We start from the raw sequence: 26,137 nt of genomic DNA on the forward strand, positions 1-26,137 counted from the left end.
GCCCTACGCTCAGAACAGGCCATGGATCGCGCCATCGGGGTCGAGCCCGATCGCCTCGGCGGCGGGGATGCGCGGCAGGCCGGGCATGGTCATGACATCGCCGGCGAGGGCGACCACGAAGCCGGCGCCGGCGGAGAGGCGGGCATCGCGGATCGGCACGGTGAAGCCGGTGGGCGCGCCGCGGCGGGCCGGATCGGCGGTGAAGCTGTACTGCGTCTTGGCGACGCAGACCGGCAGGTGGTCGTATCCCTGCGCCTCGAACCGGGCGAGGCGTTTGGCCGCCAGCGGCGAGAGCTCGATGTCGTCGGCGCCGTAGATGCGCTGGGCGATGGTGCGCAGCTTGTGCGGCAGCTTCATGTCGTCCGGGTAGAGCGGGGCGAAGCGGGCGGATTTCGCCGCGATCGTCTCGATCACCGCCTGCGCGAGGTCGGTGGCGCCGGCGCTGCCATCGGCCCAATGGGTGCAGAAGCAGATCCGCGCGCCGCCATCCTCGTCGAGTGCTGCGCGCAGGGCCTCGCGCTCGGCCCCGGTATCGGTGACGAAGCCGTTGATCGCGACGATCACCGGCAGGCCGAAGGCGCGCATGGCGGCGACGTGGCGGCGCAGATTGGCGGCACCGCGCGCGACCGCGCCGGGATTCTCGGCGCCGAGATCGGCCTTGGCCACCCCGGCATGCATCTTCAGCGCCCGGATCGTCGCGACGACGACGGCGCAGGAGGGCGCGAGCCCGGCCTGCCGGCACTTGATGTCGAGGAATTTCTCGCCGCCGAGATCGGCGCCGAACCCGGCCTCGGTCACCACGATGTCGGCCAGCTTGAGCGCGGTGCGGGTGGCGATGACCGAGTTGCAGCCATGGGCGATGTTGGCGAAGGGCCCGCCATGGACCAGTGCCGGCGTGCCTTCCAGCGTCTGCACCAGGTTGGGTTGCAGCGCGTCGCGCAGCAGGGCGGCCATGGCGCCGACGGCCTTGAGATCGGCCGGGGTGACGGGCGAGCCGTCGCGCCGCTCGGCGACGACGATGCGGGCGAGGCGGCGTTGCAGGTCGTCGAGATCGCGGGCGAGGCAGAAGATCGCCATCACCTCGGAGGCGACGGTGATGTCGAATTTCTGCTCGCGGGCGGCGCCGTTCGCCCCGTCGCCCAGGCCGAGAACCGTCTGGCGCAGGGCGCGGTCGTTCATGTCGATGGCGCGGCGGAAGGCGATCCGGCGCGGGTCGATGCCAAGCTCGTTGCCCCAGTAGACATGGTTGTCGAGCATCGCGGCGAGCAGGTTGTTGGCGCTGGTGATGGCGTGGAAATCGCCGGTGAAATGAAGGTTGATCTCCTCCATCGGCGCGACCTGGGCGCGGCCGCCGCCGGTGGCCCCGCCCTTCTGGCCGAAGCACGGGCCGAGCGAGGGCTCGCGCAGGGCGATCATCGCCTTTGCGCCGGCGGCGCGCAGCGCATCGCCGAGGCCGATCGAGGTCGTCGTCTTGCCCTCGCCGGCGGGCGTCGGGCTGATGCCGACGACGAGCACCAGCGCGCCGTCCGGCCGGTCTTCGAGCGAGCGGATGAAGCCGCCATCCACCTTGCCCTTGTAGCGGCCATAGGGGATCAGCGCCTCGGCCGGTATGCCGGCGGCGGCGGCAATCTCGCCGATCGGGCGCAGGCGTGAAGCGCGTGCGATGTCCAGATCCGACGCCATGAATCCTCCCGTTTTTCCTTTCCGTCTTATGTCCGCGCGGCCATGGGGAAGGCAAGGCTTGCCGTGCGGTGTCCCGCACCGGTAAATAGCGCTCATGACATTGCCGTTCTCCTTCCCGGCCTGGATGCCTGCCTGGCTCGGGCTGGTGCTGCTGCTCGTCGGCCTGCTCTATGCGCTGGCGATGCTGGCGATGCCGTTCTCGGTGTTCGGCGTGAAATCCCGCCTGGAGGCGATCGAGGAACAGCTCGATCAGGTGCAGGAGGAACTGCGCATCCTGACGATGCGGCTGCCGGAACCGCTGCGCGGCGTGACCGTGGATGACGGGCTTTACGACCCGTTGCCGCGCAGCGCCGCGGGGTATGACCGCCCGGCGGTCCGGCGTCCGGCCGCCGCCGCGCCGCCACCGCCGATGCCCGAGCCGCCCCGCCCGGCCCCGCCGCGCGAGGCGCCGGCGCGTGAACCCCTCGGCCGCGAAGCCCCCCGCCCCCGTAGTCCGGCGCCGCGCGGCGTGCCGCCGCGGCGGATCGAACCGCGGCTCGACTAGGCCGCGAACCGACTGCTAGTCTGCGCCCATGACACAGTTTCAGGGCGCCGACGCGCCGACTTTCGCGACATTTCCCACCTTTCTCGGGCTCGATCGCCGCGCGCGCGACGCGGCCCATGTGGTGGCCGGCATTCCGCTCGATGTCGGCGTGACCAACCGCGCGGGCACGCGGTCCGGCCCGGCGGCGATCCGCGTCGCCTCGCGCATGCTGGCGGGCAACCACCATCCGCACTACCGCGTCATGGTCGATGACATGGACCTTGCCGATGCCGGGGATTTCGCCATCGCCCTCGGCGATCTGCCGGGCAGCCTCGCGCTGATCGAGGCGCAGGCGGCGCAGATCGGCCATCTGGTGGCGCTGGGCGGCGAGCACGGCATCACCCTGCCGTTGCTGCGCGCGCTGGCGAAGGCGCGCGGCGGGCCGGTCGGGCTCGTGCATTTCGATGCCCATGCCGACACCTGGGCCGAGAATTTCGGCCAGGTCTACAGCCATGGCTCGGTGTTCTATCACGCGCTGAACGAGGGGCTGGTCGATCCGCGCCGGATGATCCAGATCGGCATTCGCTCGCCGCTGCTCAACGAGGCGCATGACTGGACGCTGGCGCAGGGGGTGACGATCCTCTCGGCGCAGGACGTGCATGAGCAGGGGGTGGACCGCGTCGCCGAACGGATCCGCGCGGTGGCGGGGACGGGGGCGACCTATCTCAGCTTCGACATCGACTGTCTCGATCCCGCCTTCGCGCCGGGCACCGGCACGCCGGAAATCGGCGGGCTGGCATCGTGGCAGGCGCAGGCGCTGCTGCGCCGGCTCGGCGGGATCGATTTCGTGGGCATGGATCTCGTCGAGGTCGCGCCGGCCTATGACGTGAGCGAGATCACCGCCCTGGCCGGGGCGACGATGGTGTGGGAGTATCTCGCCCTGCTCGCCTCGCAGGGGCGCTGAAACGAAAGGCCCGGCATCGGGGGATGCCGGGCCATTGACGCCGCGCGTTCAGGCGCGCCGGCCTACCAGTTGTTGTCGGGATCGAAATCGTTGCCGCCGCCGGCATCGCCGCTGTCCCAGCCGGGATTGCCGAGCAGGCCGTCATCGCGGTCGGGCGGCGGGGCACCGGGGTCGCCGCCGGAGGGATCGATCATCGGCGTGCCCGCGTGGCTGCCGCCGGCCAGTCCGTCGATGATACGCTCGCCGGCGGCGAAGCCGGCGCCGGCGGCGAGACCGGTCATCAGCGAGCTGCCGAGCCCGCCGCCGCCGAAGCCGCCGCCCATCCCGCCACCGGGAGCGCCATAGGGCGGGGCACCGTTCGGTGGCATGCCGCCGGGGCCGTAGCCGGGCGCGCCGGGCCAGGGTGCCTGCATCGCGCGGCGGTTATGGCCGAACCAGCGCACCAGCAGGAACAGCACCACGAGCCCGCCGATCACCAGCACCGCGGGATGGACGTGCACGCCGCTGCGCGGCGCGGCCGGGGCGGCGGCGAGATGCGCCTTCAGCGCGGCGACGCGGCCCGGATCGGCGAAGGGCAGGCCGGGCGCATAGGCTTCGGCGCGCGCGAGCGAGGCGCGCGCGGCGGCGATGCGGCCGGTCGCGTCCTCCGCCTCGGCCTTCAGGTACCAGGCGACGCCGCTCTGCGGATGGGCGCGCAGCGCGCCGCGCAGATCGGCCAGTGCGGCGTCGGGATGGCCGCCGGCGATCAGCGCCTGGATCTGCTGCGGCGTGGGCGATGCCGCCCGCGCCGGGGCGAGGGACAGCCCGGCCCCCGCGAACAGGGCCGCCGCCAGCAGGATGGTGCGAAAGATCTTCAACCCCTTCATTAGGGACCTCCGCGGGCCGGTGGTGGTGGGAAAAAGCGCCAGCCCGTGCCGCCAATATAGGCAGGGGGCGCTGCAAATCACAGATCCGTGCGCTGGCGTGCCGCGCCGGTCGCCTGCCGGGTCTCGACAGCTTCGCGCCGCGCGGCGAGACTTGCGCCGACGCCGCACAGGAGAGCCGATCCCGATGACCGACAGAGAGTCCCGCCTGCCCACGCTCGACCGTCTTGCCCGCGACCTTGAAGCGGGGCGCACCACCGCCGCAGCACTGGTCGAGGACTGCCTCGCCGCGATCGCCGATCCGGCGGGGGACGGGGCGCTGACCTTCATCTCGGTCGATGCGGCGGGCGCGCGGGCGGCGGCCGCGGGGTTCGACGCGATGCGCCGCGCCGGCATGGCGCCCTCGCCCTGGGCCGGCATCCCGATCGCGGTGAAGGACCTGTTCGACATGGCGGGGCAGGAGACCCGCGCCGGCTCGAAGGTGCTGGCGGGATGCGGGCCGGCGGCGCAGGACGCGCCCGCGATCGCCCGGCTGCGGCGGATGGGCTTCGTGCCGATCGGCCGCACCAACATGACCGAGTTCGCCTATTCCGGCATCGGCACCAACCCGCATTACGGCACGCCGCCGGCGCGCTGGCGGCGCGAGGAGCGGCGGATTCCGGGCGGCTCGTCCTCGGGCTCGGCGGTCGCGGTGGCGGCGGGGATGGCGCATGCCGGCATCGGCACCGACACCGGCGGCTCGTGCCGGATTCCGGCGGTGTTCAACGATCTCGTCGGCTTCAAGCCGACGGCGCGGCGGATTCCGCGCGAGGGCGTGGTGCCGCTTTCGTCCTCGCTCGACTCGGTCGGGCCGCTGGCGCGCTCGGTGGGCTGCTGCGCGCTGCTCGATTCGATCATGGCCGGCACGCCGGAAGCCCCGCCGGCGCCGGCGGAACTGGCCGGGCTGCGGCTCGCGGTGCCGCGCGACGTCGCGCTCGATACGCTGGATGACGAGGTCGCCGCCGGGTTCGACGCGGCGCTGCGCCGCCTGTCCGCGGCGGGGGCGCGGATCGAGACCATCGCCATGCCGGAATTCGCCGAGGTCGCGAAGCTGAACGCGCGCGGCGGGCTGACCGCGGCGGAGAGCCATGCCTGGCATCGCCCGCTGCTGGCGCGCGGTGCCGAGGCGTATGATCCGCGCGTGCTGGTGCGGCTGCGCCGGGGGGCGGAACTTTCGGCGGCGGATTACATCGACCTGCTGGCCGGCCGCGCCGATCTGGTGGCGCGGGCGCGGGCGCGGCTCGCCCCGCATGACGCGCTGCTGATGCCGACCGTCGCCATCCTGCCGCCGCGCATCGCCGATCTCGACGACGACGCGGCCTTCACCGCGGCCAATCTGCGGGTGCTGCGCAACCCGACGCTGATCAACATGATCGATGGCTGCGCGATCTCGCTGCCGCTCAATGCGCCCGGCGCGGCCCCGGTGGGGCTGATGGTCTGCGGCGTGGCGGAGACGGACCGGTGGATCTTCGCCATCGCCGCCGCGATCGAGGCGCTCGGCCCGGCCTGACCGGGCGCGCCGCGCAGGGCGCCCATTCCCGCCGTCGCGTTGCGCCACCGCCGTGGCGCTCTATGCTCGGCGGAGCCTGACCGGCCAATGACAGGGGGAGACCGCAGATGACAGACCCGATCCGTGTGGACGACGCGTTGCCCGAGGATGCCGACCGCGCGGCCCTGGTCGGCCGCGCCTGGCTGCCCGGCGTGGGGCCGGTGGTGGTGGCGCTGCGCGGCGCCGAGCTGATCGACATCACCAGCCGCGCGGTGCCGACGTCCTCCGCGCTGTTCGCCCTCGACGACCCGGCCGGGCACGCCCGCGCGGCGGCGGGGCAGACGATCGGGCGCGTGGACGAGATTCTCGCCAACAGCGACGAGGCGACGCGCGATCCGTCGCGCCCCTGGCTGCTCGCGCCGGTCGACCTGCAGGCGGTCAAGGCTTCGGGCGTCACCTTCGTGGTCAGCCTGCTGGAGCGGGTGATCGAGGAACAGGCGCGCGGCGCGCCGGAGAAGGCGACGCAGATCCGCGCCGATCTCGACCGGCTGATCGGCGCCGACCTGCGTGCCCTGCGCCCCGGCTCGGAACAGGCGATGGCGGTGAAGGCGGCGCTGATCGAGCGCGGCCTGTGGTCGCAATATCTCGAGGTCGGCATCGGCCCGGATGCCGAGATCTTCACCAAGGGCCAGCCGATGAGCGCGGTGGGCTTCGGCGCGCATGTCGGCATCCATCCCGGTTCGAGCTGGAACAATCCCGAGCCGGAGATCGTCGTCGCGGTCTCGCCGGCCGGGCGGATCGTGGGAGCGACGCTCGGCAACGACGTCAACCTGCGCGATTTCGAGGGCCGCTCGGCGCTGCTGCTCGGCAAGGCGAAGGACAACAACGCGAGCTGCGGCCTCGGCCCCTTCGTGCGGCTGTTCGACGCGGGCTTCACGCTCGACGATGTCCGCCGCGCGCGGCTCGACCTCACGGTCGAGGGGGCGGACGGGTTCCGCCTCGAGGGGATGAGCTCGATGACCGAGATCAGCCGCGATCCGGCGGATCTGGTCGAGGCCGCCGCCGGGGCGCACCACCAGTATCCGGACGGGTTCGTGCTGATGCTGGGGACGATGTTCGCGCCGATCCAGGACCGCGACCGGCCGGGCGAGGGCTTCACCCACAAGGACGGCGATCTCGTCACCATCGCCTCCGCCCGGCTGGGGCGGCTGCGCAACCGCGTGCGGCCCTGCCCGGATTGCGCGCCCTGGAGCTTCGGCACGCTCGACCTGATGCGCAGCCTCGCCGCGCGCGGCCTGCTCTGATCGGCTGAGGCCCGATTCGCCTGCGCCCGCGCTGAGGTGGTTGGCGCGTCTCCGACCGGCGGCGGCGCGTCGCGCGGCGCTGGATCGGCGGCCCTCGGTATCTCGCGGTCAGGGGGACGACATCAGGGCGCCGACCCCAGAACCACGCGGACGATCAGCGATGCGGCAAGCGCCAGCATCGTGATGCCGACCAGGGCATCCAGCACGCGCCATGCGGCGGGCCTTGCGAAGACGGGCTTCAGGATGCGCGCGCCGTAGCCCAGCGCCGTGAACCAGGAGAAACTGGCGCAGACGGCGCCAAGGACGAAAATCGGACGCAGGGGGGCGGGCTGCGCCGATCCGATCGTGCCGAGCAGCAGCACCGTATCCAGGTAGACATGCGGGTTCAGGAACGTGAACCCCGCCGTGGCGGCGAGGGCGCGGCGTAGGGTGAGGCTGCCGTTTTCGGCCATCGTGACCGCGGCGGGAACCAGCATCCGGCGCAATGCGATCAGGCCGTACGAGGCGAGGAACGCCGCGCCGCCGAGGGCGAGCAATGCCGTGAACTGGGGCGCGGCGCCCAGAAAGGCGCCCACGCCGCTCACGCCGGCCACGATCAGGACGGCATCCGCGACGCCGCAGAACAGCACGATCGGGCCGACATGCTCGTGCCGCAGCCCCTGCCGCAGCACGAAGAGATTCTGGGCGCCGATCGCGACGATGAGTGCCGCGGAGGACGCGAACCCGGTGAGGAACGGGGGGAGAAGATTTGTCATGCGTGGATCTATGAGGCTGGCCCGCACATTAGGACAGCTTGTTTTTCTAAGGTCGATTAAGCGATACTTCAGAGATGCTTGATTATTCCGCCCTGGCCGCCGTCGGCGCGGTGATCCGCGAGGGCAGCTTCGAACGCGCGGCGCACGCGCTGGGAATCACCGCTTCGGCGGTTTCCCAGCGCGTGCGCGGCCTTGAGGAACGGCTCGGCTCGGTTCTGATCGTCCGCGGGCAACCCTGTGTTCCCACCGATATGGGCCGTGCCCTTTGCGCGCATCTCGATCGGGTCAGGCTTCTCGAGGACGATCTGGCGCCGGCCCTCGCCCTGACGGGGGCGGTCTCGCCGCTCACGCTGAAAGTGGCCGTGAATGCGGACAGCCTGGCAACCTGGTTTCCTCAGGCGGCCGCCGCGTTCGGGCGCGGCGCGGGGATCCTGCTCGACCTCGCGCTGGATGACGAGGCCCATACGGCCGACCGGCTGCGCTCGGGCGAGGTGCTGGCCGCGGTGACGGCCGATCCCGAACCCGTGCAGGGCTGCCGGACGATCCTGCTCGGCGCGCTGCCCTATGTCTCCTGCGCCAGCCCGGATTTCATGGCGCGGCATTTTGCCGGGGGCGTGAACCGGGACACGCTCATGCGGGCACCGCATATGCGGTTCGACCGGCGGGACGCGTGGCAGGCGCGTTGGGCGTCGGAGGCGCACGGCGTCGAGCTTGCCGCGCCGACGCACTGGATTCCCTCGACACATGCCTTTCTGGATCTCTGCATCGCCGGGCTGGCCTGGGGGTTGCACCCGGCGCCGCTGGCCGAGCCGCATCTCGCCGCCGGGCGTCTGACCGAATTGCCGCCCGGCCTGCGGATCGACGTGAAGCTGTACTGGACCGTGGCCCGTCTGCACGCCAGGGCGCTGGAGACACTGACCCGCGCGGTTTGCGCCACCGCCACCGAATGGCTCGACGACTGATGTTCGCCCCTATGGGCCGCCGGTCTGGCCTGGTGACGCCGGCGCTACGCACGTTCCTGGCCGCCGCCGCTCAGTCGATGATGCGCCGGTAGAGATGCCAGGTGGAATGCCCGAGGATGGGCAGGACGATGGCGATGCCGAGCAATCCGGGAACGGCGCCCAGTGCGAGGCCGACCAGGACGATCAGTCCCCACAGGCCGAGAATTGCCGGATTCCGCCGCAGCGCCCGGATCGATATCCCGAGCGCCGCGGGCATGTCGGCGGGTCGGTCGAGCAGCAGAGGGAAGGACGTGACGCCGATGGCCAGCGCCGCGACCGCAAACACGAAGCCAGTGCAAAGCCCGGCGGCCATCATCGCCCAGCCGGCGGGCGTGGTCAGTGCCGCCGCCACGAAAGCCGCGAAGGACCGCGGTTCGGCCGCCCCGAGGGTCCGGATGTAGATGAATTCCGCCGCCCCGAGCCACAGGAGCAGGAGGAGGATCTGCAGGCCGCCCATCGCCAGGATCGCGCCGATCTGCGGCGAACGCAGAATGCCGGCGGCCTCGATCACCCTCGGCGTGCGGCCGGTTTCGCGCAGGCGGCTCAATTCCATCAGCCAGACCGACGCCAGCGGCCCGATCAGGGCAAAGCCGGCCACCAGGGGCACGACGAGCGGCAGGAGATGTCCGTTCGCGACGACGGCGCTGAGGAAGAGACCGGCAATCGGGAAGACGAGGGCGAGGACGACGATATCGGTTCGGTCGGCTTCGAAATCCTCGAACCCGCGGCGCAGCGCCACGGCCAGATCCTCGATGCCGATCCGGCGGATGTTCACCGGAAGCGTCTTCGCCTCGGCCCAGTAGGTCTCGCCATCGGCGGCGCCAATTTCCTCCACGGCGTGCCCCGGCGCCGACAGCGCCCATTCGATCGGATTGCGGATATGCATGGCGACACTCCCCCCGGATCTCGAAAGATTGGGTGGTGCTTCGCGCCCCGCGGAACAACCGACGGGCGCGCCGCAACCGTCATGCTCCGGTCGCATGGCAGAGGCGAGCGGCGGCGGTTGGCTTTCGCCGGCCCGCCGCGGGCGACGGGGACGCGGGGCGATCAGGTCATGCCGGTTCGGCGCCCTGGATGTCGTTCAGTTCGGCGCAGTCGGCCGCCGACAGATCGAGGCCCGCGGCGGCCAGGTTCTGCCGCAGGTGATCCGCCGATGCCGTGCCCGGGATCAGCAGGATGTTCGAAGACCGCCGGAGCAGCCAGGCCAGCGCCACCTGCATCGGCGGCACGCCGAGGCGTCCGGCCACCGAGGAGAGTTTCGATGACTGCAGGGGCGTGAAGCCGCCGAGCGGGAAATACGGCACATAGGCGATCCGCTCTTGCGCCAGCGCGTCGATCAGGGCGTCGTCGTCGCGATGCGCCAGGTTGTAGTGGTTCTGGACGCAGACGATGTCGGTGATCCGGCGGGCTTCCGCGATCTGTCCGGGCGTCACGTTGCTCAGCCCGACATGGCGGATCAGCCCCTGCCGCTGCAGTTCGGCGAGGACGGAGACCGGTTCTTCGATCGAGCCCTCGGCCGGGCCGTGCACGGCGTGCATGCTGCGGAAATTGACGACCTCCAGCCGTTCGAGGCCGAGATTGCGGAGATTGTCGTGAACGGCCCGGGTCAGTTCCGCGGGCGCAAGGGCCGGCAGCCAGGAGCCGTCATCGCCGCGGCGCGCGGCAACCTTGGTGACGATGACGAGGTCGTCAGCGTAGGGATGCAGCGCCTCGCGGATCAGCTGGTTGGTGACGTGCGGGCCGTAGAAATCGGCGGTGTCGATGTGATTGACCCCGGCGGCCACGGCTTCGCGCAATACCGTGCGGGCAGCCTCGGGGTCCCGGGGCGGGCCGAAAACGCCCGGCCCCGCGAGCTGCATCGCGCCGTAGCCGAGGCGCCTGACGGGCCGGTCGCCGAGGGTGAAGGTGCCGGACGGGTCTATGCTGGACATGATCTTCTCCATGCTGTGGATGGATCACAGCTGGCGACTGACCATCCGCATGATAATCCGCTACAATCCATACGGCTTGTGCGGGAACATGAACAATCGGACCTGATCTCGACGCCTTGAACGCCTTCATGACCGTGGCGCGTGCCGGTGGCTTCCGCGAAGGCGCGCGCGTCAGCGGCGCCAGCGCGTCGGCCCTGAGCGAATCGGTGCGCCGGCTCGAGGCCACGCTCGGCGTGCGGCTGCTGCACCGGACCACACGAAGCGTCGTGCCGACCGAGGCGGGGGCGCAGCTCATCGAACGGCTCGGCCCGGCATTGCGGGAGGTGGAGGACGCGCTCGATGTGGTGAACGTCTTCCGTGCCCGACCCGCCGGAACACTGAGGCTCAATGTCCCCGTCAGCGCGGCCCGGCTGGTCCTGCCTTCCATTCTTCCGCCCTTTCTCGCCACGTTCCCGGAGATCCGGGTGGAGATCGTTGCCGAGGATGATTTCGTCGACTTTGTCGCGGCGGGGTGCGACGCCGGGATCCGCTATGACGAGCGGCTGGAACAGGACATGATCGCCGTGCCGATCGGCCCGCGCGTCCAGCGTTTCGCGACGGCCGCCGCCCCCGCCTATCTCGACCGGCGGGGCCGGCCGGCGCACCCGCGCGACCTGCTCGCCCATGCCTGCATACGGGGCCGGTTCCGCAGCGGCGCGATGCCACCCTGGGAGTTCGAGCGCGACGGCGAGATCGTGAAGATCGATCCGGCCGGCCCCTTGCTGGTCAGTTCCGGAACCGCCGCCGATCTTGCGATTTCGGCGGCCCTTGCCGGTGCCGGAATCATCTATCTCTTCGAGGACTGGCTGCGGCCGCATCTCGACAGCTTCATGCTCGAGCCGGTCCTGGAACCGTGGTGGCAGGCGTTTTCCGGCCCGTTTCTCTATTATTCAGGCCGGCGCCTGTTGCCGGCGCCGCTCAAGGCGTTTGTCGATTTCCTGCGGCAGGCCGGTGGATAGGCCCGGCCGCCGCCTTCGTCTTGTCGAAGCGGGCGCACCAACGGTCGCGCGTCCGGCGAGGTTTGCCGGCTGACGGGATTGCTTGGTAAGACACGGTGGACAGGGAGGTCGGTCATGAGCCTATCGGGCGCAACGGGGCGGAAGGTCATCATCACGTGCGCCATCACCGGCGCCATACACACGCCGAGCATGTCGCCGCATCTGCCGGTGACGCCGGAGGAGATCGCCGATTCGGCGGTCGCTGCCGCGGAGGCGGGGGCGGCAATCCTGCATCTGCATGCGCGTGATCCGGAAACCGGCAGGCCCGATCAGTCGCCTGAGGCATTCGGGCGCTTCCTGCCACGGGTGAAGCAGCGGACCAACGCCGTCATCAACCTGACCACGGGCGGCGCGCCCTACATGACGGTCGAGGAGCGGGTGCAGCCGGCCGCGACGTTCCGGCCGGAGGTTGCCTCGCTGAACATGGGGTCGATGAATTTCGGCCTGTTCCCGATGCTCGACCGGTTCAAGGACTTCAAGCATCCGTGGGAGCGGGAGGCGCTCGAGGCTTCGCGCGACCTGGTTTTCCGCAATACGTTCCGCGATATCGAATTCGTGCTCCGCACGCTCGGCGAGGCAGGCACGCGCTTCGAATTCGAGTGCTACGATACGGCGCATCTCTACAATCTCGCGCATTTCCTCGGGCGCGGCCTGGTGAAGCCGCCGCTGTTCATCCAGACGGTGTTCGGCATTCTCGGCGGTATCGGCCCGCATCCTGAGGACGTGATGCACATGAAGCGGACGGCCGACCGGCTGTTCGGCGACCAGTATCGCTGGTCGGTCCTGGGGGCGGGACGCAACCAGATGCCGATCGCCGCGCAGGCCGCGGCGATGGGCGCCAATGTCCGCGTCGGGCTGGAGGACTCGCTCTGGATCGGCCCCGGCCAGCTCGCGGAATCCAACGCCCAGCAGGTGCGCAAGGTCCGGCAGATCCTCGAGGGACTCGGCCTCGAGATCGCGACGCCGGACGAAGCGCGGCAGATCCTGTCCCTCAAGGGCGCCGACCGGGTCGCGTTCTGAGCGACGGGCCTGGCTGCGACATAATCGGCTGAATTGGAGAGTGGAATGAAGATTGCGGTTGTGGGTGCCGGCCTCGTCGGCTCGGCCTGGGCCATCGTGTTCGCCCGCGCGGGACATGACGTTGCCGTGTACGATGCGGTCGAGGGCGGCGCGGACCGCGCCATCGGCCTGATCGGCGACCGGCTGAAAACCCTCGAAGAGGTCGGCCTGATCGAGGATGCTGCGGCGGCCGGCCAGCGCGTCCGCGTGGCGGCGTCGCTCGCCGATGCCGTCGCCGATGCCGCCTACATCCAGGAGAGCGTCTTCGAAACGGTCGAGCAGAAACGCCAGATCTTCGCGGCGCTGGACGCGGTGGTGGGCCCCGAAACGCTGATCGGCAGCTCATCGTCCGGCATTCCGGCGTCCGCCTTCACCGATCATGTCGGCTGCCGCGAGCGATGCCTGATCGCCCATCCGGTCAACCCGCCCTATCTCATTCCGGTCGTCGAACTTGTTCCCGCGCCGTGGACGGCGGCGGCAACGGTGCAGCGCGTGCGCGCGCTGATGGAAAGCGTGGGCCAGGAACCCGTCGAACTGACGCGGGAAATCGAGGGCTTCGCGCTCAACCGCCTGCAGGGGCTTCTCCTCGCCGAGGCCTGGAAGCTCGTGGCGGACGGGATCATGTCGGTCGAGGACGTCGATCGCACCGTCTCCGCCGGGCTCGGCCTGCGCTGGAGCTTCATGGGTCCGTTCGAGACGATCGACCTGAACGCGCCCGGCGGCGTCGCCGACTACGCGCGGCGCTTCCGGACGATGTACGAAACCATCGCGGGCTCGCGCGGCGTCGATCTCGGCTGGGACGACGCGCTGATCGCCGAGGTCGAGCGCCAGCGGCGGGTCGCGCTCCCGGCCGACCAGCTTGCCGAGCGTTCGGCCTGGCGCGACCGCCGGCTGATGGCCCTCATGGCTCACAAGCGCAGTTCGCAAGATCCGGCGGCCGGCTGATTTCCCGATCGGCCCGATCCGGAATAATTGTACCGCCGGTCCGCGACCGGGATGCAAACATCGCTTTGGTCACCCGGTTCGTGGTGTTAAGGTCGAGATCCGACAAGAAACAGAAATCCGGCGTTCGCCCTGGCCGATGATCGCCCGCAGCAATGAGGGCGGCGCCGATGGGGAAAGGAAACGATCATGACCCGGCGGACTGGAAACCCTCTCGGCTTCGCCCTGGCTCTGGCTTCGACCGCTACCCTCGTCACCGGCCTCGCCATCCCTCGCGCCATGGCGAAATCCACCGCCCATGACGGCATCGCCCTCAGCAATTCCTACGCCGGCAACAGCTGGCGCCAGCAGATGCTCAAGATGTGGAAGGAAGCCAGCCACCAGGCCATCTCCGGCGGCATCGTCGCGAAAACCAAGATCGTCAACGCCGACAATTCCGCCTCCCAGCAGGAATCCCAGATCGAGGATCTGATCCTCGAAGGCTGGAAGGCCATCGTCATCGACGCCGCCTCGCCCACGGCGCTGAACGGCGTCATCGCCAAGGCCTGCCACGCCGGCATCGTCGTCGTCGCGTTCGACAGTCTCGTCACCGCCCCCTGCGCCTACAAGGTCGCCTACAACTACGTTCACATGGGGCAGATCGAAGCCCGCTTCGTCGCGAAATCCCTGCACGGCAAGGGCAATGTGCTGGAAGTTCGCGGCATCGCCGGAACCTCTGTCGATACCGATATCCACAAGGGGATCGTCGAGACGTTCAGGAAATATCCGAAGATGAAGATCGTCGGCTCCGTCCACGGCGACTGGACGCAGAGCATCGCGCAGAAGGCCGTCGCCGGCGTGCTGCCCTCGTTGCCGCATATCGAGGCCGTCGTCACCCAGGGCGGCGATGGCTACGGCACCTACGAAGCCTTCATGGCCGCCGGGCGGGGAACGCCGCTGATCATTTTCGGCAACCGCCAGGTCGAGCTTTCGCTCTGGGCGAAGCTGGACAAGAAGCCGGGCGGATACCACACGATCTCGCTCTCCTCGGCGCCCGGCGTGTCGTCCATCGCCCTCTGGGTTGCCCAGCAGATCCTCGCCGGCGCGAAGGTGCCGAAAGTGGTGAACGTCCCGCTGCTGCAGATCCACGCCAACCAGTTGCAGAGCTGGCTCAAGGTGCTGCCGCAGGGCGCTGTCGCGACACCGCTCTACAGCCAGACATGGACGGAACGCCTGATCGCGGCGAATCTCCATCACACGGCGCCGCCGGCCTCGCCCGGCCCGGAGACGCTGCACTGACCGCAGCCGCCGCCCCCCTGATCCGGCTCGCGGCGATCGCCCGCGACTTCGGCAGCGTGCGGGCCCTGCAAGGGGTGGATCTGGACATCGATGCCGGGCGGATGCTCGGCATCGTCGGCCATAACGGCGCGGGAAAATCCACGCTGATGCAGATCATCGCCGGCACCCTGCCGCCATCCTCCGGCGCGATCGCGGTGGCCGGCGCGCCCATCCCCGCCTATGGCGTCCGTGCCGCGCATGCGCTCGGCATACGTTGCGTGTTCCAGGAACTCTCGCTCTGCCCCAACCTCACCGTCTTCGAGAATGTCGGGATCATGCATCGGAGCCTGCGCGGCGCCGGCTGGCGCGGGCGCGCCCGGCACCTGATCCGCGCCTCGCTCGACGCGATCTTTCCCGGCCACGGAATCGACCCGGACCGCCAGGTCAGTTCGCTGTCGATCGGCGAGCGGCAGATGGTGGAAATCGCCCGCGCCTTCAGCGAGACCGAGGAGAAGGTCCGCCTCGTCATCCTCGACGAGGCGACGGCCTCGCTCGCCGGCCATGCCGCAACCCAGCTCCTCGACTTCACGCGCGCCGCCCGCGCCCGCGGCATCGCCTGCGTCTTCATCTCCCATCGCCTCGCCGAGATCCTGGCCTATGCCGACGATATCGTCGTGCTGCGCGATGGCGGCATCGTCGGCACGGCGCCCGCCTCCGGGCTCGACGAAGACCGGCTTGTCGCGATGATGGGCGAGGTGCGCGCTCCCGCCGGGCGCGACGCCGGCGGCGCGCGCAGCGCCGGCGTGCCGCGCGTCGAGGCCGCGGGGCAGGACGGCGAGTCGCTGCCGCTGCGCGTTCATGCCGGCGAAATCGTCGGTCTTGCCGGCCTCGCCGGTCATGGCCAGCGGGCGTTCCTGCACCGGGTCTTCGCCGCCGCCCGCCACCGCGAGCGCGGCCTCGCCGTCAATGGCAGCATCGCCCATGTCAGCGGGGACCGCGCCAGCGAGGGGATCTTTCCGCTCTGGTCGGTGATGCGCAACATCTCCGCCGGCGCGCTCGGCCGGCTCTCCCGCTTCGGCCTGATCGATCCCGCCGCCGAACGCGCCCTTGCCGAGGCGTGGGCGCGGAGCCTGGCGATCCGCACGCCCACCGTCTCCCATCTCGCGACCCGCCTGTCCGGCGGCAACCAGCAGAAGGTGCTGGTTGCCCGCGCGCTGGCCTCCGGGGCCGATATCCTCCTGCTCGACGATCCGACGCGCGGTGTCGATGTCGGCACCAAGCGCGAGCTTTACGCGCGGATGCGCGCGCACGCCGCCGGCGGCCATGCCATCCTCTGGTACACCACCGAGAACGCCGAGCTTGCCGAATGCGACCGGGTCTATGTCTTCAGCCGCGGCCGGATCACCGATGCGATCGACCGCGACGCCTATTCGGAAGACCGGGTGATCCGTGCCTCCTTTGCCTCGGCGCCGCCCGGGGGCGGCTTCGCCCGTGCCGGCTGACCCGTCCGCGATGCCCGCCGGCCAACCCGCCCTCGCAGCCGCCCTGCCGCGCTTCAAGATCGCCCTGCCCGTCGCCGCCCTCGCCGCGATGTTCGGCATCATCTTCTGGATACGGCCGGCGATCTTGAGCTATTTCGGCATCGGCCTGCTGCTCGATCTCGCGATGCCGGCGGTCTTCGCCAGCATGGCGCAGATGTGCGTCATCGCCATCAATGACATCGATCTCGGCATCGGCCCGTTCATCTCGCTCACATCCTGTATCGCGGCGACGCTGCTGGTCCGCGCCCCCGCCGCCGGCCTCCTCGCCCTCGCCGCGGCGATCGGCGCCTACGCGCTGATGGGGGGGCTGATCCATGTTCGCCGGCTGCCCTCGATCGTGGTGACGCTGGGCGCCTCGTTCATCTGGCTCGGCTGCGCGCTGCTGCTGCTGCCCTCGCCCGGCGGCGGCGCGCCGTCCCTCATCGCCGGCTTCGTCAACCTCTCGCCGCCGCTGGTGCCGCTGCCGATCCTCGTGCTCGCCGGCGCCGCGCTCCTCGGCCATTTGCTGCTGATGCGAACCGCGCGCGGCGCCGTCCTGCGCGGCATCGGCGGCAATGCGAAGGCGGTCGAGCAGGCCGGCTGGTCGCTCGCCCGCGGGCGGATGCTGCTCTACGGCATCGCCGGGGCCTGTGGCGTGATCGCCGGCCTGCTGCTGGATGGCATCAACACCTCCGGCGACGCGACGGTGGGCGCGCAATACACGCTGACCTCGATCGCGGCGGTGATCGTCGGCGGCGGCGAGTTCGTGGGCGGCGACGTCTCGCCGGTCGGCACCGTCACCGGCACGCTGATCATGCTGCTCACAGGCTCGGTGCTGTCCTTCGTGAACATCTCGACGAGCTGGCAGCTCAGCGTGGAGGGCGGCATCCTGATCGTGGTGCTCGGCCTGCGCGCCGTGGCGCGGTCGGCATAGGAGCGGCGGATGGGACAACGCTTCGCGAACGCTCCGCGCTGGATCTGGTCCTATCTCGCGGCGGCGGTCGTCTACCTCGCGATCGTGGTCATCGCCGCCGGCGCCGGCAGTTTCCAGACCTTCTCGATCGCGCTGCAATTCGCCACATTCTTCGTCATCGCCGGGCTCGGGCAGATGCTGGTGATCACCGCCGGCCCGGGCAATATCGACCTGTCGATCCCCGGCGTGATGACGCTCGCCGGCTATCTCGCGACCGGCGCGATGCACGGCAGCAATGCCGGGCTGCTTTCCGGCCTCGCCCTCGGCCTGCTCGTCGGCCTCGGTGCCGGGCTTTTCAATCTGGCGCTGATCCGCCTGCTGCGCATCCCGCCGATGGTCGGCACGCTCGCCTCCGGCTTCATCTACCAGTCTGCCGCCATCGCCTATTCCAGCCACGCGGTGACGCAGCCCTCGCCGCTGCTCGCGGCGTTCACGTCCGGCCGCGTGCTGGGCGTCTCCGCGATGACGGTGCTGTTCATCCTGCTCACCGCCGCCTGCGCGGTCGGGCTCCAGCGCACGCGTGCGGGTCGGGCGGTGCTCGCTCTCGGGCAGAACCGCCGGGCGGCCTCGCTCGCCGGCTTTCGGGTTGGAGGTGCGCTCTCGCTGGTCTATCTCGCCTCCGGCCTGCTCGCCGCCATCGCCGGCATCCTGCTCGCCGCCTATTCCGGCGGCGCCTCGCTCGACATGGCGCGCGAATATCTCCTGATGTCGATCGCCGTTGTCGTGATCGGCGGCACCTCGATCGCCGGCGGCGACCCGGCCCCGCCCGGCCTCTGGGGCTCGGCCATGCTGCTCGGGCTGCTCGTCACGATGCTCAACCTGCTGCACATGCCTGAGGGTGTCCGCCTGATCGCGACGGGCGGCGTCATCATCGGTGTCCTCGCCGTCGCGACGCCACAGGGACCATGACCTGCCGTTCCGGCACGGCGGAGCTGGAAGGCCTCAGTCGGCGAAGGGGTCCTGCATCAGGATGGTGTCGTCCCGCTCGGGGCTGGTGGAGAGCAGGGTGACCGGGCATTCGACCAGTTCCTCGATGCGGCGGACATACTTGATCGCCTGCGCCGGCAGGTCGGCATAGGAGCGGGCGCCGCGGGTCGAGCCGGACCAGCCCTCGATGGTTTCATAGACCGGTTCGGCCTTGGCCTGCGCCGCGGCGCCGGGTGGCAGATGGGGCAGGGTTTCGCCGCCGATGCGGTAGCCGACGCCGATTTGCAGCGTCGTCATGCCGTCGAGCACGTCGAGCTTGGTCAGCGCGAGGCCCTGGATGCCACCAACCTTGACCGCCTGGCGGACCAGCGCGGCGTCGAACCAGCCGCAGCGGCGGGCGCGGCCGGTGACGGTGCCGAATTCATGCCCGCGCTCGCCGAGCAGGCGGCCGGTCTCGTTGTCCTGCTCGGTCGGGAAGGGGCCGGAGCCGACGCGGGTGGAATAGGCCTTGGCGATGCCGAGAACGCGGCCCGCGGCGTCCGGCCCGACGCCGGCGCCGGCGGCGATCTGGCCGGAGACGGTGTTGGACGAGGTGACGAACGGGTAGGTGCCGTGATCGACATCGAGCATCACCGCCTGCGCGCCCTCGAAGAGGATGCGCGCGCCGGATTTCTTCGCCTCGGCCAGGCGTTCCCAGACCGGTTCGGCGAAGGGCAGGATCTGCGGCGCGAGGGCGAGGAGCTGGTCCATCAGCTCGGCCTTGCCGAACGTGGGCGCGCCGAGGCCGGCGAGCAGCGTGTTGTGGTGCAGCAGCAGCTCGTCGAGCCGCCAGTCGAGCGTTTCGGGTTCGGCGAGGTCGCAGATGCGGATGGCGCGGCGGGCGACCTTGTCCTCATAGGCGGGGCCGATGCCGCGGCCGGTGGTGCCGATGCGGCGCGCGCCGCGGGCGGCCTCGCGCGCGGCATCGAGGGCGGCGTGCAGCGGCAGGATCAGCGGCGCATTGTCGGCGATGCGCAGCGTTTCGGGGGTGACGTTCAGCCCCTGCTCGCGCACCCGGCCGATTTCGGCGAGCAGGGCCACCGGGTCGACCACCACGCCGTTGCCGATCACGCCGAGCTTGCCGCGCACGAGGCCGGAGGGGAGCAGCGAGAGCTTGTAGGTCTGGTTGCCGACCACGAGCGTGTGCCCGGCATTGTGCCCGCCCTGGAAGCGGACCACGACATCGGCGCGGGAGGCCAGCCAGTCGACCACCTTTCCCTTGCCCTCGTCGCCCCATTGCGCGCCGATGATGGTGACATTTGCCATGGCGTTATCCTTCGATCGGAACGGCGCGTCCGTCGCGCCAGAGATGGGAACAGGACAGGCGGCGTGCCTCGTCGGCGTCATCCGCCGCGGCGGCGAGGCCGCGAATGGTGGCGAAGCCCTCGGCGCGGGCGCGGGCACCGGCCTCGGCCGGCGTGAAGGCGGGCAGGAACAGGCGCGGGCGCAAGGCCGGGCGCGGGGCGACGGCGAGGATCGTGTCGGGATAGAGGGTGATGCCGGTCGCCGATTCGCCATTGTCGCAGAGATAGCGCCCGCCGCGGCCGAACTCGGCCTGGCGGCCGGGCGCGAAGATCGTGAGCGCGACGCCGGTGTGGTAGCGATAGCCGCGGAACTCGACCGGGTCGATGGTCAGCCGCAGGGCAGGCATCAGGGCGCGGATGGCGGCGACGGTCGCGCTCAGCCGGTCCGCCAGGGCGCGGACCGGGGCGGGCAGGTCGATCGCGGCGAGGCGGCCGATCGCGGTCTCGGCGGTGCCGGCGGCCTCCAGCAGGGCGAGGAGGGTGGGGGCCAGCGCGCCGCCATGGGCGGCGATCTCGGCGGCGTCCTTGCGGTCGAGCGCGCGGACGAGGGCGGCATGGGCCGAAGTGTCGCCCAGCAGGGCGGGGATCAGCGGCGGCATGGTCAGATCGACGCTGACCTCGCCGATGCCGGTGGCGGCGAGGGCGGCGGCGGCGGTGACGATGATTTCGGCGTCGGCCTCCGGCACGTCCGGCCCGATCAGCTCGATGCCGGCCTGTGCGACCTGGCGCTCGGGGGCGAGCTGCGAGCCGCGCACCAGCAGGCATTGCCCGGCATAGGCCAGGCGCAGCGGCCTGGCGGCGGCGGCGAGCCGCGTGGTGGCGATGCGGGCGATCTGCGGCGTGGTGTCGGCGCGCACGCCCATCATGCGCTGCGATTCAGGGTCCATCAGCCGGAAGGTCTGCTCGGCCACGGCGGCGCCGCTGCCGGCGAGCAGCGTGGTCTCGAACTCGACCAGCGGCGGCTTGACCCGCTGATAGCCATGCGCGCCGAAGCTCGCCGTCAGCGTTTCGGTCAGCCTTGCCTCGGCCTCGGCGTCCGGCGGCAGCAGGTCGGTGAAGCCCGCGGGCAGCAAAGCGGGGTGGGGCGGCAGGTCGTCGGTCATGTCGATGCGGGTTCCGGCGCGGCGTGGGGACGGCCCGAAGGGGCCGGTCTCGCGCGGCCTATAGCATCCGGTGCCGCCGGGGCCAATTCGGGGTGGAAATCGCCCGCGCCGCGTGGCAAGGTGATTTCAACCTAAGCGGGTATTTGTTCGTGCTTTTCAACTCGGCTCTTTTCGTCTTCGGGTTTCTGCCGGTCTTTCTCGCCGGCTTCGCCCTGGCCGGGCGGATTGCCGGGGCGCGGGCGGCGCTCGGCGTGCTGCTGCTGGCGAGCCTCGTGTTCTATGGGTGGTGGAAGCCGGTGCTGCTGCCGCTGCTGGCCGGATCGATCCTCGGCAATTATCTGGTGGCGGGTGCGATGCGGCGGTCGCGCCGGAAGCGAGGCTGGCTCGTCGGCGGGTTGGCGGCGAACCTGCTGCTGCTGGGCTGGTTCAAGTATGCCGGGCTGCTGGCGGCGAGCGGGGCGGCGCTGCTCGGCCTGCCCGCGCCGGCGCTTTGCATCCTGCTGCCGCTCGGCATCAGCTTCTTCACCTTCCAGCAGGTGATGTATCTGGTCGATACCGCGCGCGGCGAGGTGCCGGAGTGCGGCTTTCTCGACTATGCCTGTTTCGTTGCCTTCTTCGCGCATCTGATCGCCGGGCCGATCGTCCGGCCAGGGGAGATCATCCCGCAATTCGCCCGCCATCGCGGCAGGGTGCGGCAGGAGGATCTCGCTTGCGGCATCGAGATCTTTCTCCTCGGCCTCGGCAAGAAGCTGGTGCTGGCGGACAGTCTCGCCCGTTTCGCCGATCCGGGCTTCGCCGCCGCCGCCGCAGGGCATTCGCTGTCGCTGATCGAGGCGTGGGTGGCGCTGCTCGCCTATGGCGCGCAGATCTATTTCGACTTCTCGGGCTATTCGGACATGGCGATCGGGCTGGCGCGGATGATCGGCATCGGCTTTCCGCTGAATTTCCGCAGCCCCTATCAGGCAGGCGACATCTCGGACTTCTGGCGGCGGTGGAACATCACGCTCTCGTTCTTCCTGCGCGACTATCTCTACATTCCGCTCGGCGGCAACCGGCGCGGCGAGGCGCGCCGCAATCTCAACCTGATGATCACCATGCTGCTCGGCGGGCTGTGGCATGGCGCGGCGTGGTCGTTCATGCTGTGGGGCGGGCTGCACGGGCTGTATCTCGTGATCCATCACCAGTGGCGGCGGTTTGGAACGCGCCTGCCGCGGTTGGTGGCGCAGGGGCTGACGCTGCTTGCCGTGCTGCTGGCCTGGGTGCCGTTCCGCGCCGAAAGCCTCTCCGCCTGCCGGATCGTGCTGCGCGGGCTTGTCGGCGCTGGCGGAATGCTGCTGCCAAACCAGATCATCGCCGCGATCCCCGCGCTCGGCGCGATTGCCAGGCCGGTCGCGGTGCTGCCCTGGCTCGGCGCGGCGCGGACGATGAGCGTGGTGCAGGGGAGCGCGCTGATCGCGCTGGCCTGGGGGATCATGCTGGGGGCGCGCGACATCCATACGCTCGGGGGGCGCGGGCGCGGCCTTGCGCTGATCGCCGGGTTCGCCTTCACCGCGCAGGCGCTGATTTTCGCGCCCTATGCGCGGCCTTTCATCTATTTCCAGTTCTGATGCGCCGGCTTGTTCTCTGCGCCATCGCCTCGCTCGCGCTGTATTTCGCCGCCTTTGCCTTCGTGCTCGACCGCCCGCTCTCGCTCGGCCTGCTGCGGCTGGAGATGCGCGAGAAGCTCGCCCGCGGCGCGGCGCTGCCTTCGCCGAAGCTGGTGATCCTCGCCGGGTCGAACGGGCCCTATTCGCATTCCTGCCGGGTGATCGGCGCGATGCTGGCGCTGCCTTGCGAGAATGGCGGCATCGCCGTCGGCATCGGGCTCGATGATCTGTTCCTCCGCTGGCTGAAGCTGCTGCATCGCGGCGACATCGTCTATCTGCCGATGGAGGTGCAGCAATACGACATCAGCCGCGCGGCGAACCGGATGGATGTCGATGGCGCCATGCTCTTCCGCCACGACCGGGCGCTGCTGTGGCAAATGCCGCCGGGGCGGATACTTGGCGCCGCCTTCGACAACACCATGCCGGACGGGCTGGAGGCGCTGGCGGAGATGGCGGCGCGGGCGGCGGGGCTCGGCCATCTGCGCGCCCGCCTCGCCCGCGAGGAGGATGCGGAGGGCGACGAGATCGGCACCAGCCTTGCGACCGCCGACCGCGCCTTCCTCGCCGGGCTGCATCGGGTCGAGCCGTCGGCGCGGGCGATCCGGGACGGGTATGGCACGGTGCTGATCGGCCAGTTCGTCGCCGCCGCGGCGGCGCGGGGGGTGATCGTGATCGGCGGGCTGCCGACCGATTTCCGCGATGTCAGGCTGCCGCAGGCGGATATAAGCGCGATCGGCGGGGTCTATCGGCAGCATGGCGGGCGGTTTCTCGAACTCGCCAATCACAGCCGGTATCCGCGCGCCGATTTCTACAACAGCGAGGATCACCTCGCACAGCCCTGCCAGTATTTTCACAGCATGCTGGTGGGGCGCGGCCTTGCCCGGCTGCTGCATCGCCGGCTGGTCGCGCCGGCGCCGGCGATGCTCAGCCTGGCGGCGACCTGCCCGCAAGAAACGCTGCCGCCCGCGCAACACAGCGTTCGAACATCGCGAGCGAGTCGAAGGGCAGGTCCTGGCCCTCCGGCGGGGTGACGAGCCCGCCCTCCAGCGCGCCGACTACCATCAGGTTGTCGCCCAGGCCGAAATCCTCGACCGCAATATCGCTAACGGGATCGGGCAGGGCGGCGATTTGGCGGCGGCTGCGCGCGGCGAAGGGCGTGGACGCGTTCGAATAGCCGAAGCAGGGCCGGCGGCGGCCGAGGAACCAGCCCAGCTCGACCAGCGTCCCGGCATCGGCGGAGGCGCCACGGAAGGGGGTGAGATGGGCGATGATGATGTCGCTGGCCTCCATCATCCCGACATCCTGCCGGAAGATCGCCCGCCACAGCGCCTCGCCCGGCTGGCGTTCGGGTGCCGGCGCATCCAGCGGGACGAGCGCATCGATGCCGTGGCCGGCGGCGATCGCGACCTTTCGCGCGGCATGGGCGTGCGCGTCGGGCAGGAACAGGTCCGGCCCGGCGAGATAGGCGACGGGCCGGCGAGTCAATGCGGTTCGTTCATCAGGCCGTAGCGGTGCAGCTTCCGGTAGAGCGTGTTGCGGCTGATGCCGAGGCTGGATGCCGTGGCGGCGATACGCCAGTGATGCCGTTCGAGTGCCGCGACGATCCGTTCGCGCTCGGGATCTTCCTCTGCCAGGGGCTGCGGCGGGACTGGGCCGTGCGCGGGCATGGTGCGGACGATCATGTGCGGGAGGTGATGCACCTCGATGCGCCCGGCTTCGGCGAAAGCCAGGGCGGTACGCAGCGTGTTGCGCAGTTCGCGGATATTGCCGGGCCAGTCGTGCTCGATCAGCGCCTGCATCGCGGCGGGGGTAATGGAGATCGATGCGCCCTCACTTTCCTCGGCGCAGAGTGTCTCGATCAGGTCCTGCCGGTCAGAGCGTTGCCGCAAGGCGGGCATCGTCAGCGACAGGCCGTTGAGCCGGTAATAGAGGTCCATGCGGAACTCGCCGCGCGCCACCATCGCTTCAAGGTCGCGATGGGTCGCGCTGATGACCTTGATGTCCACCGGAGTCGGCGTGGAACTGCCGAGCGGCACGATCTCCTTTTCTTCCAGCAGCCGCAGCAGGCGGGCCTGAATGGAAAGCGGCATGTCGCCGATTTCGTCGAGGAACAGCGTGCCGCCATGCGCGGCCACCGCCTTGCCGCGCATGCCGCCCGGCCGCGCGCCGGTGAAAGCGCCGGTTTCGTAGCCGAACAGTTCGCTTTCGATGAGCTGCTCGGGAATTGCCGCGCAGCTCATTGCGACGAACGGCGCGGCATGGCGATTGCTCGCGCGGTGAATCGCGCGGGCGAAGGTATCCTTCCCGGTGCCGGTCTCGCCGAGGAGCAGGATGTTGATGTCCCGGTTCATGACGCGCTCGGCGCGCCACACGTTGTGCGCCATGGCCCGGTCGGCGCCGGCCAGCGCCACGAGTTCCCGCGGCTCAGGCTTGCGTTGCCGCATCTCGGCCGGCGGCCGCAGCGGTGCGCGCTCCACCAGCGCATTGCGCGCGCTGACGACGGCGCGGGCGCGGGCGCGGGTCTGTTTCGCCGGCCAGACGCTGGCATAGCCGTGCCTGTCGTTTCCGTGCGCGATCGGCCAGATGGCGAAGGGCTGGGTTTCGGCATGCTCCAGCAGACGGTCCAGCGAAATGTCGAAGACTTCGGCCACGCTGCGACCGACCAGCGTATTGTATCCGGCGGCGCCCAGCATCGAGGGCACGGAATTGTCAACCGCGCGGATCAGTCCGTCCGAATCAACCGCCAGGAGGGAATCATACGGCAGGCCGACGAGTTCGGGGCGCTCATGGAAGCGCATGATCATGCAGTCACGGAAACTGTTGGTGAAATGCAGTTGCTCGATGATGCGCGCCGACATGCTGACGAGTGCGATCGTCGGCACCTGGGCGGCGCGGCTGTCATCACAATCAAGGCATGTCGCGTCGATCGCGCCCAGCAGCCTGCCGTTCGCGCCCCAGATCGGCGCTGCCGAACAGGTCATCCGGCTGTTGCGGGTGAAGTAATGTTCCTCGCGATGCACAACGCGTGAACGCCGGTCGTGCAGCGACGTCCCCGGACCGTTCACGCCGGCGTGCTGCTCGTCCCACATGTAGCCAGGCATCATGTTTGCGGCACGCGCCCGCTCGGCATTCGCCGCATCGGTGAACACGTCGAGCACGGTGCCGTCGGCATCGGTCAGCATCAGAACGTAGCGCGATGCCGTGGCGGACTGGGCGACCTGCTGGCTGATCTGGCCAAGCAGCCTGTGCATCTCGACCCGGCCGAGGCGCTCGAACAACGCATGTTCCTCGCGGATCTGCCGCAGCGCCGCGCCGCCCACATGAACGGCTGCCGGCGGTGCTTCGGGATTCAGCCTGTAATCGTCTCGGCATCGCCGCCAGGCGGCTTCGATGTAGTCCTCGCGTCCGGCGGAACCGCTTGCCGCACGGCTTGATTTTGCGGCGGACGTCGCCGCCGCGTACATCATGTCATGACTTGCGTCGGTCATCTTGCGGCCACTCCCCTGACCGAATTTTACGGCCTGTGCCATTGCCGGTCTGAACGCCGGATTGAATTGCAACAGTCTGGCGGGGCAGAGTGTTCCACACAAATTACAGATTGTCACCCCGATTTGCTTGTGTCGTGACAAGTCTGTTCCGCGACTCAAGGATAATCGCTGGCTTTGGCTCCTAGCTTCGTCTGGCACGGGAATTGCTGGTGATGGTCCCAGCCGGGCAATCCGGTACGCGTCAAACGTCCGTCGCCGATGCCCGCGGGGCCCCGGCGCGCATTTGGAGG

General features: G+C 70.1%; 23 protein-coding genes. 14 read left to right on the plus strand and 9 right to left on the minus strand.

Annotated features, from left to right (window positions below):
- Positions 1-9: 9 nt before the first annotated feature.
- Positions 10-1,683, minus strand: coding sequence for a formate--tetrahydrofolate ligase (locus ACRY_RS16340; protein ID WP_012040297.1), 1,674 nt, complete (start codon positions 1,681-1,683; stop codon positions 10-12).
- A gap of 94 nt (positions 1,684-1,777) precedes the next feature.
- Between ACRY_RS16340 and ACRY_RS16345 the strand changes: the two genes are divergently transcribed.
- Positions 1,778-2,227 carry a hypothetical protein gene (locus tag ACRY_RS16345; protein ID WP_012040298.1) on the plus strand — a complete coding sequence of 150 codons (450 nt, stop codon included), beginning with the start codon at positions 1,778-1,780 and terminating at the stop codon, positions 2,225-2,227.
- Between the two features lie 28 nt (positions 2,228-2,255).
- Entirely contained in the window at positions 2,256-3,170 is a 915-nt protein-coding gene (gene speB, locus ACRY_RS16350; RefSeq protein WP_007423713.1) for an agmatinase, read from the plus strand.
- Between the two features lie 62 nt (positions 3,171-3,232).
- On the opposite strand, the gene ACRY_RS16355 is transcribed toward speB, so the two are convergent.
- The gene (locus tag ACRY_RS16355; protein ID WP_013641012.1) at positions 3,233-4,036 is read right to left on the minus strand and encodes a tetratricopeptide repeat protein; all 804 of its coding nucleotides are present in this window, start codon (positions 4,034-4,036) and stop codon (positions 3,233-3,235) included.
- Positions 4,037-4,220: 184 nt separating this feature from the next.
- Here ACRY_RS16355 and ACRY_RS16360 point away from each other — a divergent pair, with 184 nt between their 5' ends.
- Complete coding sequence (locus ACRY_RS16360; protein WP_012040300.1) at positions 4,221-5,582, plus strand: amidase; 1,362 nt, start codon at positions 4,221-4,223, stop codon at positions 5,580-5,582.
- 107 nt (positions 5,583-5,689) lie between these two features.
- Positions 5,690-6,865 carry a fumarylacetoacetate hydrolase family protein gene (locus ACRY_RS16365; protein WP_007424324.1) on the plus strand — a complete coding sequence of 392 codons (1,176 nt, stop codon included), beginning with the start codon at positions 5,690-5,692 and terminating at the stop codon, positions 6,863-6,865.
- Between the two features lie 122 nt (positions 6,866-6,987).
- Here ACRY_RS16365 and ACRY_RS16370 read toward each other — a convergent pair whose 3' ends face one another.
- Complete coding sequence (locus tag ACRY_RS16370) at positions 6,988-7,620, minus strand: LysE/ArgO family amino acid transporter (protein WP_007424325.1); 633 nt, start codon at positions 7,618-7,620, stop codon at positions 6,988-6,990.
- Positions 7,621-7,694: 74 nt separating this feature from the next.
- Here ACRY_RS16370 and ACRY_RS16375 point away from each other — a divergent pair, with 74 nt between their 5' ends.
- Positions 7,695-8,582: a LysR family transcriptional regulator ArgP gene (locus tag ACRY_RS16375; protein ID WP_012040301.1), complete on the plus strand. Its 888-nt coding sequence runs from the start codon at positions 7,695-7,697 to the stop codon at positions 8,580-8,582.
- Between the two features lie 70 nt (positions 8,583-8,652).
- Here ACRY_RS16375 and ACRY_RS16380 read toward each other — a convergent pair whose 3' ends face one another.
- Positions 8,653-9,507 (minus strand): DUF2189 domain-containing protein, encoded by an 855-nt coding sequence (locus ACRY_RS16380; RefSeq protein ID WP_012040302.1) that lies wholly within the window; start codon positions 9,505-9,507, stop codon positions 8,653-8,655.
- Positions 9,508-9,673: 166 nt separating this feature from the next.
- Positions 9,674-10,552 (minus strand): aldo/keto reductase family oxidoreductase, encoded by an 879-nt coding sequence (locus ACRY_RS16385; RefSeq protein ID WP_012040303.1) that lies wholly within the window; start codon positions 10,550-10,552, stop codon positions 9,674-9,676.
- A gap of 116 nt (positions 10,553-10,668) precedes the next feature.
- Between ACRY_RS16385 and ACRY_RS16390 the strand changes: the two genes are divergently transcribed.
- The 7 genes from ACRY_RS16390 (at position 10,669) to ACRY_RS16420 (ending at position 18,249) form a co-directional block, all read left to right on the plus strand.
- On the plus strand, positions 10,669-11,550 hold the full coding sequence (locus ACRY_RS16390; protein ID WP_081432896.1) for a LysR family transcriptional regulator: 882 nt from the start codon (positions 10,669-10,671) through the stop codon (positions 11,548-11,550).
- Between the two features lie 114 nt (positions 11,551-11,664).
- A complete protein-coding gene (locus tag ACRY_RS16395) occupies positions 11,665-12,609 on the plus strand; it encodes a 3-keto-5-aminohexanoate cleavage protein (RefSeq protein ID WP_012040305.1) in 945 nt (314 codons plus the stop codon).
- Positions 12,610-12,654: 45 nt separating this feature from the next.
- Complete coding sequence (locus ACRY_RS16400) at positions 12,655-13,593, plus strand: 3-hydroxyacyl-CoA dehydrogenase (protein ID WP_012040306.1); 939 nt, start codon at positions 12,655-12,657, stop codon at positions 13,591-13,593.
- A 186-nt stretch (positions 13,594-13,779) separates the two neighbouring features.
- Positions 13,780-14,868 carry an ABC transporter substrate-binding protein gene (locus ACRY_RS16405; RefSeq protein ID WP_012040307.1) on the plus strand — a complete coding sequence of 363 codons (1,089 nt, stop codon included), beginning with the start codon at positions 13,780-13,782 and terminating at the stop codon, positions 14,866-14,868.
- The gene (locus ACRY_RS16410; RefSeq protein WP_155856395.1) at positions 14,790-16,349 is read left to right on the plus strand and encodes a sugar ABC transporter ATP-binding protein; all 1,560 of its coding nucleotides are present in this window, start codon (positions 14,790-14,792) and stop codon (positions 16,347-16,349) included. The genes ACRY_RS16405 and ACRY_RS16410 overlap by 79 nt, the downstream gene beginning before the upstream one ends.
- A gap of 10 nt (positions 16,350-16,359) precedes the next feature.
- On the plus strand, positions 16,360-17,301 hold the full coding sequence (locus tag ACRY_RS16415; protein WP_007422061.1) for an ABC transporter permease: 942 nt from the start codon (positions 16,360-16,362) through the stop codon (positions 17,299-17,301).
- A 9-nt stretch (positions 17,302-17,310) separates the two neighbouring features.
- Complete coding sequence (locus ACRY_RS16420) at positions 17,311-18,249, plus strand: ABC transporter permease (RefSeq protein WP_012040309.1); 939 nt, start codon at positions 17,311-17,313, stop codon at positions 18,247-18,249.
- Between the two features lie 33 nt (positions 18,250-18,282).
- Here ACRY_RS16420 and ACRY_RS16425 read toward each other — a convergent pair whose 3' ends face one another.
- Entirely contained in the window at positions 18,283-19,572 is a 1,290-nt protein-coding gene (locus ACRY_RS16425; RefSeq protein ID WP_012040310.1) for an adenylosuccinate synthase, read from the minus strand.
- Between the two features lie 4 nt (positions 19,573-19,576).
- Positions 19,577-20,713 (minus strand): ATP phosphoribosyltransferase regulatory subunit, encoded by a 1,137-nt coding sequence (locus tag ACRY_RS16430; RefSeq protein ID WP_012040311.1) that lies wholly within the window; start codon positions 20,711-20,713, stop codon positions 19,577-19,579.
- Positions 20,714-20,862: 149 nt separating this feature from the next.
- Here ACRY_RS16430 and ACRY_RS16435 point away from each other — a divergent pair, with 149 nt between their 5' ends.
- Together ACRY_RS16435 and ACRY_RS16440 are read left to right on the plus strand one after the other, a co-directional pair.
- On the plus strand, positions 20,863-22,320 hold the full coding sequence (locus tag ACRY_RS16435; RefSeq protein WP_012040312.1) for an MBOAT family O-acyltransferase: 1,458 nt from the start codon (positions 20,863-20,865) through the stop codon (positions 22,318-22,320).
- Positions 22,320-23,390, plus strand: a complete 1,071-nt coding sequence (locus ACRY_RS16440; protein ID WP_012040313.1) for a hypothetical protein — start codon at positions 22,320-22,322, stop codon at positions 23,388-23,390. Before ACRY_RS16435 ends, ACRY_RS16440 begins: the two co-directional genes overlap by 1 nt.
- Here the strand turns inward: ACRY_RS16440 and ACRY_RS16445 are convergent.
- Both ACRY_RS16445 and ACRY_RS16450 read right to left on the minus strand, forming a co-directional pair.
- Positions 23,284-23,844 (minus strand): nucleoside 2-deoxyribosyltransferase, encoded by a 561-nt coding sequence (locus ACRY_RS16445; protein ID WP_012040314.1) that lies wholly within the window; start codon positions 23,842-23,844, stop codon positions 23,284-23,286. The genes ACRY_RS16440 and ACRY_RS16445 overlap by 107 nt on opposite strands.
- A complete protein-coding gene (locus tag ACRY_RS16450; RefSeq protein ID WP_007424020.1) occupies positions 23,841-25,847 on the minus strand; it encodes a sigma-54-dependent Fis family transcriptional regulator in 2,007 nt (668 codons plus the stop codon). The genes ACRY_RS16445 and ACRY_RS16450 overlap by 4 nt, the downstream gene beginning before the upstream one ends.
- Positions 25,848-26,137: the final 290 nt, after the last annotated feature.

The organism is Acidiphilium cryptum JF-5, from assembly GCF_000016725.1.
GTDB lineage: Bacteria > Pseudomonadota > Alphaproteobacteria > Acetobacterales > Acetobacteraceae > Acidiphilium > Acidiphilium multivorum.